Genomic DNA, 16,304 nt, shown 5'->3' on the forward strand with positions numbered 1-16,304 from the left:
CTACTCGTTAACTTTCAATGTTTTATAATCAATTGGTGCGTCAGTAAGTCCTGAGAATTTAAATGATTTCACTTTATCACTCAAGACAAATGTTTCGTTTGGATAAGCGATCGGCACGCCATAATATTGTTTATTAAAGTGTTTGAAGATGTCATCAAACGCTTGTTGTTGTTCTTCTTTTGAAACTTTTGTTGGGAAGTCATCAAGTTTCTTAGTAAGTTGTTCATCATCAGCTAATACACCCGGTTTGCCATCCATATTGCGATATACTGAATTCATGAAATTGTACGGCATTAACGCATCAGAATACGTTCTATAGAAAATAAGATCGTAATCCTTTTTAGTCCATAGCGTATCGTAATATGTTTGAGCATCTAACGTTTTAATATTTAATTTAATACCTACTTGTTTCAACTGACGTTGTAATTTTTCAGCTTTGTCTTTCCAATTTGGAAATTCTGCCGTTTGAATAGTTAAATTCAATGATAATGGTTTGCCATCTTTTTCGAAGATGCCATCGTCATTTTTGTTGTAACCTTCATCTTTTAATAATTCTTCTGCTTGTTTCTTATCAAATACATGTTTTTCCTGGTTATCCTTAGTCACAAATTCTACGTTCTTTTGGAATAATCCTTTCATCTCTGTACTAGATAATTGTGACGTATCAATACTCTTGCTAATAGCTTCTCGTACAGCGTGATTTTTTAATGTCTTATTATTAGGGTTAAATGCCATAAAATGACTTACCGTACTTGGTTTATCTTCAATTGTTAAATCTTTATTCTTCTTATCTTGTTTAAGTTGTTGTTCTGATAACATACCTAAGGCGCCACCTGAGACATCTACCTCGCCACTTTGAACGGCTGAGTTTCTTGAATCGCCATCTTCAATTGTTTGGAACGTTAAATTGTAGTTAACAGGATGGTCGTTATTAAAGTGTTTATTCGGTTTCAATGATGTCTTCTCTTTACCTTGTTCATCTACTACAAATGCACCTGTACCAATGGCTTTTTTAAACTTACCATTCACTTTTTCCCCTTCAACTGCGTGTGGGCTCATAATACGTAATGGTCGCACTTGTGTTAACTCGTTTAACACCTGATTTGAAGGCGATTTAAGTTTAATTTGTACGGTATGGTCGTCTTTAACTACCACTTTATCTAATTTCTTCAATGTCTCTACCGTTGTCTCTTTGTTCATAGCTTTCGCACGATCGATAGAGAATTTCACAGCTTTGGCGTTTAACGGTGACCCGTCTGAGAATTTAACATCCTTTTTCAAGTGAAATTCATATACTTTTCCTGAGTCATCTACCGACCACTTATCGGCTAATCCTGCTTTGATGCCTTTATCTTTGTCGTATCTTACTAAAGCGTCATACACCGCACTGTAGAAAGGCATTGCCGCATCGTAACCTTGGGCGTCTAATTTATCCGCTTTAGCCTCGGTCGGTAATGACACTTTGACTTCTTTATTATCTTTTTGGTCATCGCCATTACCACAACCCGCTAATATAATAGACGCACTTGCAGCCATCGTTATTAATAATCTTTTCTTCATAAATTAACGCCTTCTTTCACTCTAGCTTTTATTAAAAATGACTCCTCAAATAGGGTGCGCAAATAGTCATTCGGTGATAAGTAAAAATCACTATAATGCGTTAAATCAATAACATCCGGAACGGGTTCTTTTATAACTGCCACTTCAAAGCCTTCTGCCACAAAGCTATCTACAATATCTTTGAGAGAGTGATTTTGTGATGGCGTAGCGCCGTATTGATTAATCGTGTCGTTCATAAATTGGCGACTTGGATTGTCAGTATGGTCCGCAAATGTGGCGTAATAGACACCATTCGCTTGTAATACTGCTTTTAAATCTTTTGCGTGTTGGCGTAAGTCCTCGATTAAATAAAGTACCGATGTACTTACTGCAGTATGGAATGTTTTGTGAGTGTCTTGTGGTGTATCTGTTAATACATATGTAAGTGGACGTTCTCCTTTTAATTCTTCAGCTTTCTTCAATGATGCGCGTGCTAAATCAATTCCTACGCCTTCTTCGAAAGGTACTGTGTCGTACATTTGGCGTAAAAATCCTCCCTGATTACAGCCAAAATCTAAAATTCTTTTATCTTTAATGTCTTCTGTATCTAACATTTGGATTGTTCTTTCCCATGCTTCTTGATGGTCACGAGCCATATCATCGTCTGATTCTTGCCCTTTTTGCCACCAAACCTCATAACTCTTAGTCATTAAAATTCTCCTCGTCTAATATAAATCGTAATAATTACGTTTTATATCGTGCTACAATAATTCATTAAGCACAATAAGAATTTAATTTAAAAATAAAAAATGATAATTTCTATCTTGGTTCAATAGAAATTATCATTTTTCTTTTGGTCTGAGAGTTTTATGTCTCAGGCTACTCGTTACAATGAGTCATATTATTTAGTTTGTGTGGTTTTGTTAGAACGCATTTTATATACGATAAAACCAATAATAAATCCAATAATTGCCGGTACAATCCAACCCATACCGATTGTATAGAATGGTAAATATTTTTCCGCAAATCCTACTAATGATTGAGCGAATCCAGTCTTCGCAAAAGATTCTGGACTTGCTTTAACTCCATCGAAGAACGCCGCAAATACTGTAAAGAATGTTGTAAAGCGGTAAACGATTGTTGAATGATTAAATAGTGGACTTGCAAGTGTTAATAAAATTAACGTGATTGCTAATGGATAGATGAACATCAGTACTGGTGTTGAATACATAATGATTTTTGTTAAACCGACGTTGGCGAAGATACATGCTAATACGCTGGCACCAGTAGCTAACCATAGGTAATTCATTTTCGGGAAGAGTTCTGTAAATGTTTCTGAAAATGCTGTAATCAACCCGATTGCCGTTTTTAAACATGCCACGATGATAATAAGTGACAAGATGATAATACCGTAATCGCCTAAGTAGTATTGAGCGATTTGTGCAAGTGCGATACCACCATTTTCACTGACTTTAAAATGACCTAAACTCATAGTACCCATTACGGCTAATAGCGTATAAATAATGCCCATGCCGACGATACTAATCGTACCTGATTTAAATGTTTCTTTCGCAATATCGTTCGGTCTTGTGATTCCGAGCTTCTTGATTGTTGTCACGATAATAACACCGAATGCGAGTGACGCTAAGGCATCTAACGTGTTATAACCATCGATAAATCCTTTAAGTAATACGCTGTTGCTATAGTCTGGGCTAACTGGCGCATTGCCAATGCCACCCATTGGTCGAATAAATGCTAATAGCACAACGATTCCTAGTAATACTAAGAAGACGGGATTTAAGAATTTCCCTATGTAATCTAATATTTTTGAAGGTCTTTTTGAAAAGAACCATGCGACTAAGAAGAATAAAATACTGAATATTGGAAGTATCACTTTACCGGTACCTGGTGATATGAAAGGTGAAAATGCGATTTCATATGATGTTGTTGCAAGTCTTGGTAAGGCAAAGAATGGTCCAATAACGAGATATAATGCGATTGTGAATAGGTAGGCATAGATTTTACTTACTCTTGAAGAGATTTCGAATATGCCGTTTGTTTTGGATACGCCAATGGCTACGATACCTAAGAATGGTAGTCCAATTGCGGTGATTAAGAAGCCGAGATTGGCGAGTAGTACGTTGGAACCAGCCGTTTGTCCAAGATGAATTGGGAAGATTAAGTTTCCTGCTCCAAAGAACAATCCAAACAACATAGAACCAATAAAGATGTTTTCTTTGATTGTAAGTTTGTGTTTCATCATGTGTCCTGTTTCTCCTAATTGTGTATTTACTAGCTATTATACAAAACTTTGTTGTTCATTTGTTCGAAATATTCAATAAATTTATAAAAAATTACTTTAATGTATTTATTTATTCAAATTACTTTTACGTTTTGATTAGTATCAATACTTTAAATGGGCATATGTTTTATACCAATATTTCGTATTGTTGGCTCTTATTTTGTATATACACGAGTAGTTAGTCTAATATCTTTTAATACCAATACTTCGTATTGTTTGGCTCGCTTTCCGAGGAGGATGGGTCGAGCCTCGGTCTCGACGCTCATCCTATTTCCTCAGGAGTCTCGCCAACAATACTACGTAAGGATATGTGAATTTTACTTTGAACAATGACAATAAACCTTGTATGTGAGTTGCTCAACTTTACTAAGACAAATTAATAAAATATTTTATGTTATTCAACTACTCATGAGATTTCGTACTCTATTAAACAATTTATTGAAATAATAACTAAAATAACCATACTCCAATTAATTGTAAGTATGTTTTAGAATACAAATTTAATTCAAATTATTGTATTAACATGAAGCTATACTATTACATCTATTGAATACGGCAAAGTATTGATTACGACACGCCTGTGGGGGAGTGGGACAGAAATCTAATGAAATTTCTAAGATTTCGTCGTCCCACCCCGGCAAGGTTGGCTAGAAATGAAGAAAGTGAGGCTTGAACGCATCTTCATTTCAGACAACTACTGCCAAAAATGTACAAAAAACAGTTTGAGACGAGGGGTGGGATCTCAAACTGTTTTACTACTTTAATGCTAAATCATATTAATTTGTAGCTTTGGTAATCTTCCATTGGTATGGATCTTCTAGGTCGTTCCAGTCTTGTTGGATTTCTTCACTATTAATCAAGCATTGGTCTAATTCTTGTTCAATTTTCTCGCGGTCTAGGTCTGTTCCAATAATTACAAATTGTGTATTTCTATCGCCGTATTCGATATCCCATGTTTGGGCAACATCTGGGCGTTGTCGGAGTATTTGTTCACGTTGGTCAGGCGCCATGGCTGCTACCCAATATGTAACGGGACTAATATTACATGATGAGCCTGCTTGTGATAGTAAACATGCCACTTCATTGTATTGCGCTAGCCACACAATTCCTTTTGTTCTTACCACATTTTCAGGTAAATTCTCTAACCAAGTATTAAAACGTTTCGCGTGAAACGGCAACCTTCTTGCGTACACAAATGAACTAATGCCGTATTCTTCTGTTTCAGGTGTATGTGTGGCATGTCCGCCTTCTGTGAGTTCTTTAATCCAACCGGCAGAGTTACTTGCTGTTTCAAAGTCAAAACGTCCTGTGTTTAATACATCGGCTAAATCTACTTGTGAATTGGTTGTTTTGATTAATTTAGCTTCAGGTTGTAATTTCTTGAGAACATTTTCCAAACGAGCTAATTCTTCTTCTGTTACTAAATCTGTTTTATTGAGGACTAATACATCACAGAATTCTACTTGATCGATTAGTAAATCGGCAATGGTTCTTTCGTCGGTTTGGTCGGCACCTTCATCACGGTCGACTAATAAATCTTCGGAGTTAATATCATTGATGAAGCGATTCGCATCGACGACTGTTACCATCGTGTCTAATCGACATATTGAGGTTAAATCAATACCCATTTCCTCATCGATATAAGAGAATGTTTGCGCGACTGGCACTGGTTCAGAAATACCTGTAGATTCAATGACGATGTAATCAATATTGCCTCGTTGTACCAAGCGCTCCACTTCTTTAAGTAAATCATCTCTCAACGTACAACAGATACAACCATTCGATAATTCGACTAACTTTTCATCAGTCCTAGATAGTCCCCCACCATCTGCAACTAAATCTTTATCAATATTAACCTCACTCATGTCGTTCACAATGACCGCAATACGTTGACCGTTGCGATTATTTAAAATGTGATTCAATAACGTTGTTTTACCAGAACCAAGATAACCACTTAATACAGTTACTGGAATTTTGCCCATAAAATCATACCTTTCTTATAAATCGTAATAATTACGTTTTGTATTTTACAGTTATATTTAAAATTGTCAACGTTACTCGACCACACGCTAGCACTACTTCGCGGGCGCTTTTACATTTAAATCAAATATTGCTCCCCCTTGACATTATAAATTTTAGCATTGTATGATGAAATAAATTAGGTTAACCTAAACTTTATGTTAGGGGGTTGTTATTTGTTATCGATAAGCAATGTAAATTTATATTTAAGTCATAAACATGTACTTCAAGATATTAATTTATCGTTACCTATTGCTGGCGAAGTGATAGGTATTATGGGCCCAAATGGCGCTGGTAAATCTTCTTTGTTGAAAAGTTTAATCGGAGACTTTAATGCTTCAGGAGAGATGACGCTATACGGGAAACCAATACATAAGCAATTAGAATATATTACTTATATTCCGCAAAAGGCACATTTAGATTTGGACTTTCCAATTAATGTTGAAAAGGTCATCTTGTCGGGGTGTTATAAAACCATTGGTTGGTTCAAGCGTGTCGATCACTTTTCAAAAATGAAATTCCACCAATTATTAAAAGAATTAGAGTTAGATCATCTACAGTATAAGCAACTATCAGAACTGAGTGGTGGTCAATTGCAACGTGTCTTAGTGGCACGCGCTTTGATGTCGGACAGTAAGGTCTATCTATTGGATGAACCGTTTGTGGGCATCGACTTTAGTAGTGAGTCATTAATTATGGACAAAATTAAGCAACTGTAGGCACAAGGTAAATTAGTGTTGATTGTTCATCACGATTTATCAAAAGCTGAGTCTTATTTCGACCGTATTATATTGCTTAATCGAACATTACGCTTCTTTGGCCCGAGTACAGAGGCAATGCAACCTAGCAATTTAAATCGCACTTTCTCATTCAATATTAAGCCTGTGACTAACGAAAGGACTGAACCATGTTATGAATGATTTTTTTCAACATTTATTTGATTATCAGTTCTTAAATCGTGCGCTAATCACTTCCATAGTTGTAGGGATTGTCTGTGGCACAGTAGGAAGTCTTATTATCTTACGTGGCTTATCTTTAATGGGAGATGCGATGAGTCACGCGGTCTTACCTGGTGTCGCTATTTCATTCTGGTTGGGCATTCCTATGTTTATCGGGGCAATGTTTACTGGAATGATAGCCAGTTTGCTTATCGGCTTTATTTCGAATAACAGTAAGACAAAGCCAGATGCAGCGATTGGGATTAGCTTTACGGCTTTTCTAGCGAGTGGTGTAATCTTGATTAGTTTAATCAATAGTACGACTGATTTATATCATATTTTATTTGGTAATTTACTGGCTATTACTCATCAGACGTTTTGGTCGACGATTATTATCGGCATCATCGTGATGTTGTTAATTATTGTACTTTACCGCCCATTAATGATTTCGACGTTTGATGCAACGTTCAGTCGCGTTAGTGGCCTAAATACAACATTGATTCATTACTTTGTGATGTTATTACTAGCATTGGTGACAGTGGCAAGTATTCAAACGGTTGGTATTATCCTAGTCGTAGCCTTGCTTGTAACCCCTGCATCGACCGCATTTTTAATAACAAAACATTTATATTCAATGATGATTGTAGCAAGCATTATTAGCGTTATTAGTTCGATTATCGGACTTTATTTCAGCTTTATCTACAACATTCCAAGCGGTGCCACAATTGTCATCGCGACATTTAGCATTTATATTTTGACCCTTCTTTTCACAAAAATAAAAATAAAACATAGAGGTGTACGTACAACATGAAAAAGTTAATTCCAATATTAGTTGCACTGCTACTTGTCTTAGCGGCATGTGGCTCGAACTCAAGTAAAGATCATTCAGATAATGGTAAGAAATTAAATGTCGTGGCAACCAATTCTATTATCTACGATATGGTAAAAAATGTGGCGGGCGATGATGTCAATGTTCACAGTATCGTCCCTGTTGGCCAAGACCCCCACGAATACGAAGTGAAACCAAAAGATATTAAAAAACTGACAGATGCCGATCTTGTACTCTACAATGGTTTCAATTTGGAAACAGGTAATGGTTGGTTTAATAAGGCTTTAGACCAAGCTGATAAGTCGATGAAAGACGAGTCAGTGTTCGCAGTGTCTAAAGATGTAAAACCGATTTATTTGAATGGCGAAACTGGAAACAATGACAAGATTGACCCGCATGCTTGGTTAAGCTTAGATAACGGTATTCAATATGTGAAGAATATTCAATCACAATTGATTAAAGCTGATCCTAAGCATAAAGCGGACTACAAGAAACGAGGTGATGCTTATCTCGCTAAACTGAAAAAGTTAAACAATGACAGTAAAGATGCATTCAAAGATATTCCTGATCAAGAACGTGCAATTATCACAAGTGAAGGTGCGTTCAAGTACTTCTCAAAAGCTTACGATATTAAACCTGGCTATATTTGGGAAATCAACACTGAAAAACAAGGTACTCCTGAGCAAATGAAACAAGCTGTGAAATTTGTTAAAGACAATCATCTTAAACATCTGTTAGTTGAAACTAGCGTGGATAAAAAAGCCATGAACAGTTTAGCGGAAGAAACAAATAAATCTATTTATGGGGAGGTGTATACAGACTCTATAGGTGAAGAAGGTACAGAAGGTGATTCATACTACAACATGATGAAACATAATATTAAAACGATTCACGGCAGCATGAAATAACAGAACAATGTAAGATAAGTGAATATGATGTTGATTAAACACTGCGTATTGTTTGGCTTCACTTTTCTGAGGGGTCAAGAGAACGAGATTTAATAAAATTTCTAAGATTTCGTTGCTCCACCTAGGCAATGTTGACTAGAAATGAAGAAAATATTTTCATTTCAGCCGACTACTGCTAGGTCTCATCCCTTCGTCGTATAGTACCTCTCAAAGGGTTCGCCAACAATACTGTGTTTAATCATGTGGTTCAATAATAAAGTTTTAAAACATTCTCCTAAAATAATTATCCTGGGACATGGGTCCCAATTTAATCCTAAAACAATTTAATCCTAAAAATTTTCTAACCCTTAAATAATTTAATCCTAGAAAAAGGCTCGAAGGTGGTGTTAATCATCACCCTCGAGTCTTTTATTTTTACTCCGTAAACGTCAGAGCAATATTTATTATTAATTAAAGTAAAATAACGCACTCTAATTACTAATAAAAATAATTAGAGCATGATAAGTATGTTTTTTAATAAATCACTTAAAAAATACATGAAATTTCCTTATACTTTAATAAAGAGTAATCATTCAATTTTGAAATTAATTTCGCAAAATTAAAGATAAAATGTGAGTCTAAGATTTTACTTTTTACATCTACCGAGAAAGGTTGGAGGTTTATGTCAAAATCTAAAATAAGATTAATATTTAATATCTTTGTTGGTGTGTTATTTTTAGCCATGGCATGTCTACTTTTATTCACTGATATTCCTGATACCCGATGGTCAATTGGTTTTCTTATTATAGTTATGATTATTTATACTATCAGAGACATAGTAGCGCCGAAGAAAAAGAAGAATATGGATGAGGATAATAATTAAAAGAATGTTTCATGATGAGTACTAATAAAAAAGTTTATCTAACTTTCTTAATAATAACTTTTATCATATATATTACTTTACCTATAATTTTTAATAAAAATACATTCCATATACGTTTGTTTGTTATATTTCCATTACTTTTTCTTGGTGCTTATTTATTTTCTTCAGATCAAAAAAAGTAATTTTCAAAGTGTATTTAATAATAAGGTGCATCTCTAAAAATCTAACTTTTAAAGATGCACCTTATTATATTTATCTTTTTAAATAAATGTTTTTATTGATTTCTTTTATAATCTCCAACCTTCTGATTGGCTTTTTATTGTTATAAAGTCTTTATACATTCCAGGTTGTTTAATTAATGTATCATGATTACCTTTTTGAATAATTTGCCCATCATCAATTACAATAATTTGATTCGCATTTTTTATAGTACCGATTTTATGTGCAATAGTAATTACAGTTTTACCTTTGCTTAATTTATCAATAGCACTTTGTATAAGGTGCTCATTTTCTGGATCAATACTTGCAGTGGCTTCGTCTAAAATAATAATAGGTGCGTCTTTTAGGATGGCTCTCGCTATAGAAATTCTCTGCTTTTCTCCGCCAGACAAATTATTACCCTTCTCGTTGACCATCGTTTGATAACCATCAGGCAAAGCCATTATAAATCATGGCAACACGCTTGCTTTGCTGCTTGAATAACTTCTTCTTTTGTAGCTTCTGGGTTACCATATAATATGTTATTTTCTATAGTGTCATTAAATAAGTATACTTTTTGAAATACTGCGCTAATATGTGACATTAATGAGCTAAGTGTCATATCTCTAATATCAACATTTCCTACGCGAATACTTCCCTCATCCACATCATAAAATCTTAGTAAGAGATTACATAATGTTGACTTCCCGCTTCCAGAAGGTCCAATAATTGCCGTAGAGGTTTGTTCAGTCACTTCAAAATTAACATCATTAATAACTTGTTTTTCTTCATATCCAAAGCTTACATGATCAAATTCTATTGTATGGTTTTCGATATTAATATCTTTGCCCGTTTCATCTAATAAAGGCGCGCTTTTAATTTCCTCGATATCATTCAGTGTCATATCAATCATCTCTAACACATGGGCTGCATTGTTCATATTCTCTACACTTTCAAATATGACAAATGAAAAAATAGAAATCATAATAAGGCTCGGCAAATCAATATTTTGGTTAATATATAATAGACTAGCAACTAAAACAATTATTATAGATACCACTTTTAAACTTAATAAATGTAATAAGTTAAACGGAATATATTGTAATTCAATTTTTGAATTTACGCGTTTACTTTTATCAACTGCTTGATTAAAGCTTTTGAGACTTGTATTTTCTTTTGAAAATGATTTTATTACTTGAATACCTCTAATTACTTCTAACACCTTTTCAATAAGCTGATTTTGAACATGATGATATTCTGGGGCATTTTGGTGACTTTTTTTCTCTAATAGTTGGAGGCTTATAAATGATAATATCACGCCCACAAGTGCTAATAGCGATACTTCCCAAGATACAACTAAAAGTGAAGTGATAAGTACCGCTATTAAAATATAACCATTGATAACGATGTCGACCATTTTCATCGCATAGTTTTCTAAAAAGGTTAAATCTGTTGTCACGACCGTAGCTAATTCATTGGTACTATGATTTTCGAAATAGCCTAATCTGACGTTTTTTAGTTTTTCTCCAATATTCAATCTTTCTTGAGCACTCATTTCATATGCAATACTTTCTTGTAATTTACTTTTCAAATATGCAGTGATAAATCTGGCAAGAACTAATAAAATCATAATTCCTAATACAATAAAGATTTCATGCATTTCAATTTGTTTTTTTGATAATACGCGATTAAATACTTGAGCTGCTAAAAAAATAGGTAAAGCGATAAAAATTGAATTAATAAAGGATATTATAAATCCTAATATCATTCTTTGTTTAAACGGGGCAGTCCATTTCAAAAGTTTAATTGTAATGTTAAACATTTCATATCCTCCTATTTATTTGGTTTTTACAAATTAAGAAGAAACTCCCCAGTTCTTCGCATCCATATGTATGCCCCACATACGTTTGTAGTTTCCATTTAATTCCATCAAAGTCTTGTGGTCACCCTTTTCAAGAATTTGGTGATTACCTAACACGATAATTTGATCTGCCTTTTTAATTGTAGATAATCGGTGTGCAATAACTATGAGTGTTTTGTCTCGCGTTAAAGCATTTAGAGCTTCTTGAATTTTTTGTTCATTGTCTGGATCAACATAAGCCGTAGCTTCATCCAATACAATAATCGGCGCATTTTTCAATATCATTCTTGCAATGGTTACACGCTGTTTTTCCCCACCAGATAACTTATCTCCTACTGATCCAACATTAGTATCATAACCATCAGGTAATTTTTTGATAAAAGCATGACATTGAGCTAGTTTCGCTGCGTTTTCTACTTCCTCATCCATAGCTTCTGGGTTTCCAAGTTTAATATTTTCTTTAAAAGTAAGATTTAATAAAAAATTATCCTGTCCTACAAAACCAACTAAATCATTGAGTCTTTTAGGATCAATATCTTTAATGTTTACGCCACCGATTTGTATTTCACCCAATGTTACATCCCAAAAGCGTGATAAAAGTTTAGCAATCGTTGATTTACCACTACCAGAAGCTCCTACAATCGCTGTAAACGTCTTCTCTGGTATATCAAATGTGAGATGATTGAATATGAGGTTATTACTATCATTAAAATATGAAAAACCAACATCTTTGAACGTTATTTCTGTATTTTGAGGTGCTTTAAACTGTTTTGATATCTCCATCTCTTCTAAATTTAATACTTGATGTACTTCTGTAATGGCATACTGAATTGATTTTATTTGATTTACATAATTTGTAAAATTCTTTATCGGAGCTATTACACCTAAGGACAACGCTAAACAGATAAAAAATTCTGCATAAGTAAGTTGATTAATAGAAATTAAGTACATTCCTACTGGTAAAATTCCTAAAAATGTGGAAGGTAAGACGCTAGCCCCTAAATTCATATAACCCCATGTACTTTTAAACCAGTTTAATGTATGAGTTTTATAGTCATTTACAGCATCTTTGTATTTTTTATACGAATTATGCGACTGATTAAATGTTTTTATTACTTCTATACCTTCAATATATTCGACAATAGCGCTATTCATATAATTATTTGAGGCCATTTGTTCTTCATAAGTCTCGTTGAACCCAGACATCAATTTTTTAAAAGCAAAGAACGAAATAGGTATGGTAATTAACATTGCACAAGCCATTCGCCAGTCAATAATAATGATGTACACAAATATAGAAATCGAAAGTAACAAGTTCCCTATAATTTCAGGAATCATATGTGCTAAAGGTAATTCAATCGTCTCTACTTTATCTACAAATATATTTTTTAACTCACCAATTTTTTTAGACTCAACAACTCCTAGTGGCAAACGCATTAATTTTCGAGCTAATTGCTTTCGAATATTAGATAAAATGTCATAAGCCGTTACATGCGACAACATAGTTGAACATCCAAAACAGATGACCTGTAAAATATATGCAAGTATGGCGATTATGATATAAAAGATAATGTGATTCAGTTCTTTATGGCCATTAATCATTAAAAATACGATTTTATAGACTGCCCAGTAAGGCACTAAGCCAGAGAACACGCTAATAATTGATAATAATACTGATGAAATGATTTTAAATTTGCTATCTTTTGCAAATGTCATTAATGATTTTATCCAATGTTCTTGAGGCTCCATATTTAGATTTCTCCTCTCATCTATGCTATTTACACATTGAAATAATGATTTAAATATTCTAATCCTTTATAGTCTAAGGCATACTGATGTGCTATATGCCCTTCTGAAAAATGTAAAATATACGTACATATTTCTAAAATTAAAGATTTATCATGTGTAATAATAAAAATTTGTTTATCCTTTGTTTGTAAGTTCTTTATCATTTTGGCAACTTTTTTCATATGGTATAAATCTAAACCAGAAGTCGGCTCATCAAAAATAATAATTTCCTTTTCACTCATTATGGCTGTAGCTATAGCCATTCTTTGTTTTTCTCCGCCAGAAAGAGATAATGGATGCTCATATTTTTTATCAAGTAAGTTCATGCTTTCTAACATGTCATCACATTGTGTTTCAGATACTTTGTGATTTAATAGTTGTAACTCTTGATTTAAGCTTTCGGTAAACAGTTGTGTGTTAACGTCTTGAAACACCATATAACTTTGCTTCAATAATTGTTTACGACTAATTCGTCGATTGTCGTACAACACATGACCTTTGAATCCTTTTAATAAACCACTTAAACACTGCGCAAAGGTAGACTTGCCGCTTCCATTATCGCCAATAATTGCGATGACTTCTCCTATAGGAATCTTAGCTGAGTTAATATCCAATTGTTTTTTCTTACTATATTTGTCATAAGCAAAGTTAAAATCTTTTATTTCCATAGTTTTAGGTTTTAGAGAACTTTCTTGTTTTAAAACCTCACTTTGGTCATATCTAATTCCCATCTGTTTGTAAGAAGAACTTTCTAGCGATTTGAAATCGCTTACACTAAAACGCGAATTAATTTTTCCTTTTTCCATATAATAGATAGTATCAGCATGATCGATAATATAATCTAAACGATGTTCGATAAGCACAATCGTTTTACCGTTTTGTTTTAAATAACAAATCATCTCTTTTAATTTTTTGATGCTATACATATCTAAATTTGAAGATGGTTCATCTAGCACTATAATTTCTGGATTTGTAATTAACACAGACGCACAAGCAATAATTTGTTTTTCTCCACCAGATAATTCAAATATATTACGATCTAATAAATGTTCAATTTCAAATCGTTGCATTACGTCTTTAATTTTATTGATGATAATGTCCGGTTTTACACCTTGGTTCTCTAAATTAAATGCTAACTCGCTTGTTGTATCAACATTATAAAATTGAGTTTTAGGATTCTGAAATACGCTGCCAACCATTTGTGATAATTGATACATTTCAAATTGAGATATGTCTTTATTATTGATATAAACTTCTCCTGAAATATCTCCATTTTGAACTTTAGGAATTAATCCATTAATCAATTTGGCAATTGTAGACTTACCGCTGCCTGATTTTCCACAAAATATTACAAATTCACCTTTATTAATCTCAATAGAAATATCTTGGATAGCTGCTTGCTCCGAGGCTTCATAATTAAATGCTACGTGGTCAAATTTAATCACTGAACAACTTCTCCTTAAAATAAACTATCCATAAACATAAAATGATAAGAAATAATAGTTTATCTAATACTTTAAATTGAATGTTACAAATATTGGTTCTCTTATGAGGTGTATCAATTCCTCTAGTCATTGCGGTAAAAGAAAGGTCATTACCAATTTGAACCACCGAAATAATTAGAGGTATAAGTCTATATTCGATGCCTTTTAAAAAATGATGTAAAAATGTAATGCCTCTCATCTTCATAGCATAATTAATATGCTTGTATTCCTCTGCGATTGTAGGGAAAAATCTAAAAATAACTGAAATAGGGATAATGATGTTGCGTGGTAATTTCATCTTTTCCATAGCCACTATAAACTCACTTACTTTTGTAGAAAACAAGGTAAAGTAACCTACAATAAATCCTGGTAACATATTCATAAATATTCCAACAAATCCTAGAAAAATAAATTTAACAGTACCATGAGTATGTGGAACGACCCACTTCTGTATCAAAAAAAGTACTATAAATGTGGTGACGCATTTTATAAATAGACTTCTTTTATTTATACTTAATAGCAATAATAGAGAAAATAAAGTTAAACTTATTCTTAAAATACTTTGTGAACTTCCACTAGAAATTAGTATCGTGCTAATTGTGATGGTTAATAATATCTTTGTTCTAGGATCTAATTTTGCAAATACGTTTCTATCATCATTCAAAGAATTGGCAACTAGATTCACACTAGCCCAGCCTTTTTGAAATGTTTACTAAACATTTTTTTACCTAACCATGCTCCTACGAGGCCACCTAGTATAGTTAGAAGAAACATAACCGGTAAAGTCCATAGTGGTGTAATAGATTCCAAAACGCTAACATAATCTTTGCCATAAGACTGTCCTACTTCTTTAAAATATTGGTCTCTAGCAATAAACATTCTTAATACAAATCCCATTATCCATAAAGAGAAACCAGCGTACCCCCATGCGATATACTTCCAATTTTTATAGTTTCCGGCTTTCATGATGAAGTCTCCAAGTAAACCGCCGATAATTCCAGCAGGCAACATAATCAAACCACTACCCATAACTGTGAAAGCAAGCCCTAAGATAGTACCTGTTAGTGTTATCATGCCAAATTTTTCTATTTTCATTACATATAAAATAAATGGAATACCGCACACAATTGGACAAATAAAGCCTAAAAAAGGTATTAAAAATGGAATGTAACCAATCATAAACGTGACAAAAAAGACTACTAAATAAATCGCTGTAAAAATACCGACAGTAATTAAATCTTTAACTGATAATTTTTGCATAATCTCTATCTCCTTAGAATTTTCTATTTTTTAAAATAAAACGAAATAATTGCGTTTTAATGTGTAAAATTTTTTCTTTATTACTCATGTTGATTAACACTAAATAAATCTGATGCCATGAAAATGAGTTATTGCTTCTCATGTTTCGCTCGTCACTATTATTAATGTTAATTTTCAAAAATAATAAAATATTACATCATTATAATATAATATATGATAATGATTATCAATATCATATAGCTTAAAATATTGTTTTAACTATAGTATGAAATCTATTTAAATAAACTTATACGCTAACTTATCCATTGAAATGTGT

At 33.1% G+C, this 16,304-nt stretch carries 11 protein-coding genes and 2 pseudogenes; 4 read left to right on the forward strand and 9 right to left on the reverse strand.

What is annotated here, in order from left to right:
- The 4 genes from HS848_RS10585 to HS848_RS10600 all read right to left on the reverse strand — a co-directional run bounded on the left by HS848_RS10585 (window position 1) and on the right by HS848_RS10600 (window position 5,823).
- Window positions 1-1,560, reverse strand: coding sequence for an ABC transporter substrate-binding protein (locus tag HS848_RS10585; RefSeq protein WP_198612298.1), 1,560 nt, complete (start codon window positions 1,558-1,560; stop codon window positions 1-3).
- Complete coding sequence (locus tag HS848_RS10590) at window positions 1,557-2,249, reverse strand: class I SAM-dependent methyltransferase (protein ID WP_198612299.1); 693 nt, start codon at window positions 2,247-2,249, stop codon at window positions 1,557-1,559. Before HS848_RS10590 ends, HS848_RS10585 begins: the two co-directional genes overlap by 4 nt.
- 191 nt (window positions 2,250-2,440) lie before the next feature.
- On the reverse strand, window positions 2,441-3,802 hold the full coding sequence (brnQ, locus tag HS848_RS10595) for a branched-chain amino acid transport system II carrier protein (RefSeq protein WP_198612300.1): 1,362 nt from the start codon (window positions 3,800-3,802) through the stop codon (window positions 2,441-2,443).
- 815 nt (window positions 3,803-4,617) lie between these two features.
- Complete coding sequence (locus tag HS848_RS10600) at window positions 4,618-5,823, reverse strand: GTP-binding protein (RefSeq protein WP_198612301.1); 1,206 nt, start codon at window positions 5,821-5,823, stop codon at window positions 4,618-4,620.
- Window positions 5,824-6,036: 213 nt separating this feature from the next.
- On the opposite strand from HS848_RS10600, the pseudogene HS848_RS10605 reads away from it, so the two are divergent.
- From HS848_RS10605 to HS848_RS10620, 4 genes and pseudogenes are all read left to right on the forward strand, one after another.
- Window positions 6,037-6,780, forward strand: a pseudogene (locus HS848_RS10605) (metal ABC transporter ATP-binding protein).
- Window positions 6,773-7,609: a metal ABC transporter permease gene (locus tag HS848_RS10610; RefSeq protein ID WP_107507309.1), complete on the forward strand. Its 837-nt coding sequence runs from the start codon at window positions 6,773-6,775 to the stop codon at window positions 7,607-7,609. The pseudogene HS848_RS10605 and the gene HS848_RS10610 overlap by 8 nt, the downstream one beginning before the upstream one ends.
- Window positions 7,606-8,535: a manganese ABC transporter substrate-binding lipoprotein MntC gene (mntC, locus tag HS848_RS10615; protein ID WP_198612302.1), complete on the forward strand. Its 930-nt coding sequence runs from the start codon at window positions 7,606-7,608 to the stop codon at window positions 8,533-8,535. The genes HS848_RS10610 and mntC overlap by 4 nt, the downstream gene beginning before the upstream one ends.
- Before the next feature lie 661 nt (window positions 8,536-9,196).
- Window positions 9,197-9,397: a hypothetical protein gene (locus HS848_RS10620; protein WP_133170284.1), complete on the forward strand. Its 201-nt coding sequence runs from the start codon at window positions 9,197-9,199 to the stop codon at window positions 9,395-9,397.
- Window positions 9,398-9,684: 287 nt separating this feature from the next.
- Here the strand turns inward: HS848_RS10620 and HS848_RS10625 are convergent.
- The 5 genes and pseudogenes from HS848_RS10625 to HS848_RS10645 form a co-directional block, all read right to left on the reverse strand.
- Window positions 9,685-11,417: pseudogene (locus HS848_RS10625) on the reverse strand (ABC transporter ATP-binding protein).
- A gap of 33 nt (window positions 11,418-11,450) precedes the next feature.
- Window positions 11,451-13,205, reverse strand: coding sequence for an ABC transporter ATP-binding protein (locus HS848_RS10630; protein ID WP_198612303.1), 1,755 nt, complete (start codon window positions 13,203-13,205; stop codon window positions 11,451-11,453).
- A gap of 29 nt (window positions 13,206-13,234) precedes the next feature.
- Window positions 13,235-14,689: an ABC transporter ATP-binding protein gene (locus tag HS848_RS12930; RefSeq protein WP_198612304.1), complete on the reverse strand. Its 1,455-nt coding sequence runs from the start codon at window positions 14,687-14,689 to the stop codon at window positions 13,235-13,237.
- A complete protein-coding gene (locus HS848_RS10640) occupies window positions 14,682-15,413 on the reverse strand; it encodes an energy-coupling factor transporter transmembrane component T (RefSeq protein ID WP_198612305.1) in 732 nt (243 codons plus the stop codon). Before HS848_RS10640 ends, HS848_RS12930 begins: the two co-directional genes overlap by 8 nt.
- On the reverse strand, window positions 15,410-15,988 hold the full coding sequence (locus tag HS848_RS10645) for an MptD family putative ECF transporter S component (protein ID WP_198612306.1): 579 nt from the start codon (window positions 15,986-15,988) through the stop codon (window positions 15,410-15,412). The genes HS848_RS10640 and HS848_RS10645 overlap by 4 nt, the downstream gene beginning before the upstream one ends.
- Window positions 15,989-16,304: the final 316 nt, after the last annotated feature.

This window comes from Staphylococcus caledonicus, assembly GCF_016238465.1.
Lineage (GTDB): Bacteria > Bacillota > Bacilli > Staphylococcales > Staphylococcaceae > Staphylococcus > Staphylococcus caledonicus.

Excerpts from the sequence above, each read along its gene's own strand:
- HS848_RS10585 (WP_198612298.1), bottom strand. The coding sequence starts at position 1,560 with ATGAAGAAAAGATTATTAATAACGATGGCTGCAAGTGCGTCTATTATA.
- HS848_RS10590 (WP_198612299.1), bottom strand. The coding sequence starts at position 2,249 with ATGACTAAGAGTTATGAGGTTTGGTGGCAAAAAGGGCAAGAATCAGAC.
- brnQ (WP_198612300.1), bottom strand. The coding sequence starts at position 3,802 with ATGATGAAACACAAACTTACAATCAAAGAAAACATCTTTATTGGTTCT.
- HS848_RS10600 (WP_198612301.1), bottom strand. The coding sequence starts at position 5,823 with ATGGGCAAAATTCCAGTAACTGTATTAAGTGGTTATCTTGGTTCTGGT.
- HS848_RS10610 (WP_107507309.1), top strand. The coding sequence starts at position 6,773 with ATGAATGATTTTTTTCAACATTTATTTGATTATCAGTTCTTAAATCGT.
- mntC (WP_198612302.1), top strand. The coding sequence starts at position 7,606 with ATGAAAAAGTTAATTCCAATATTAGTTGCACTGCTACTTGTCTTAGCG.
- HS848_RS10620 (WP_133170284.1), top strand. The coding sequence starts at position 9,197 with ATGTCAAAATCTAAAATAAGATTAATATTTAATATCTTTGTTGGTGTG.
- HS848_RS10630 (WP_198612303.1), bottom strand. The coding sequence starts at position 13,205 with ATGGAGCCTCAAGAACATTGGATAAAATCATTAATGACATTTGCAAAA.
- HS848_RS10645 (WP_198612306.1), bottom strand. The coding sequence starts at position 15,988 with ATGCAAAAATTATCAGTTAAAGATTTAATTACTGTCGGTATTTTTACA.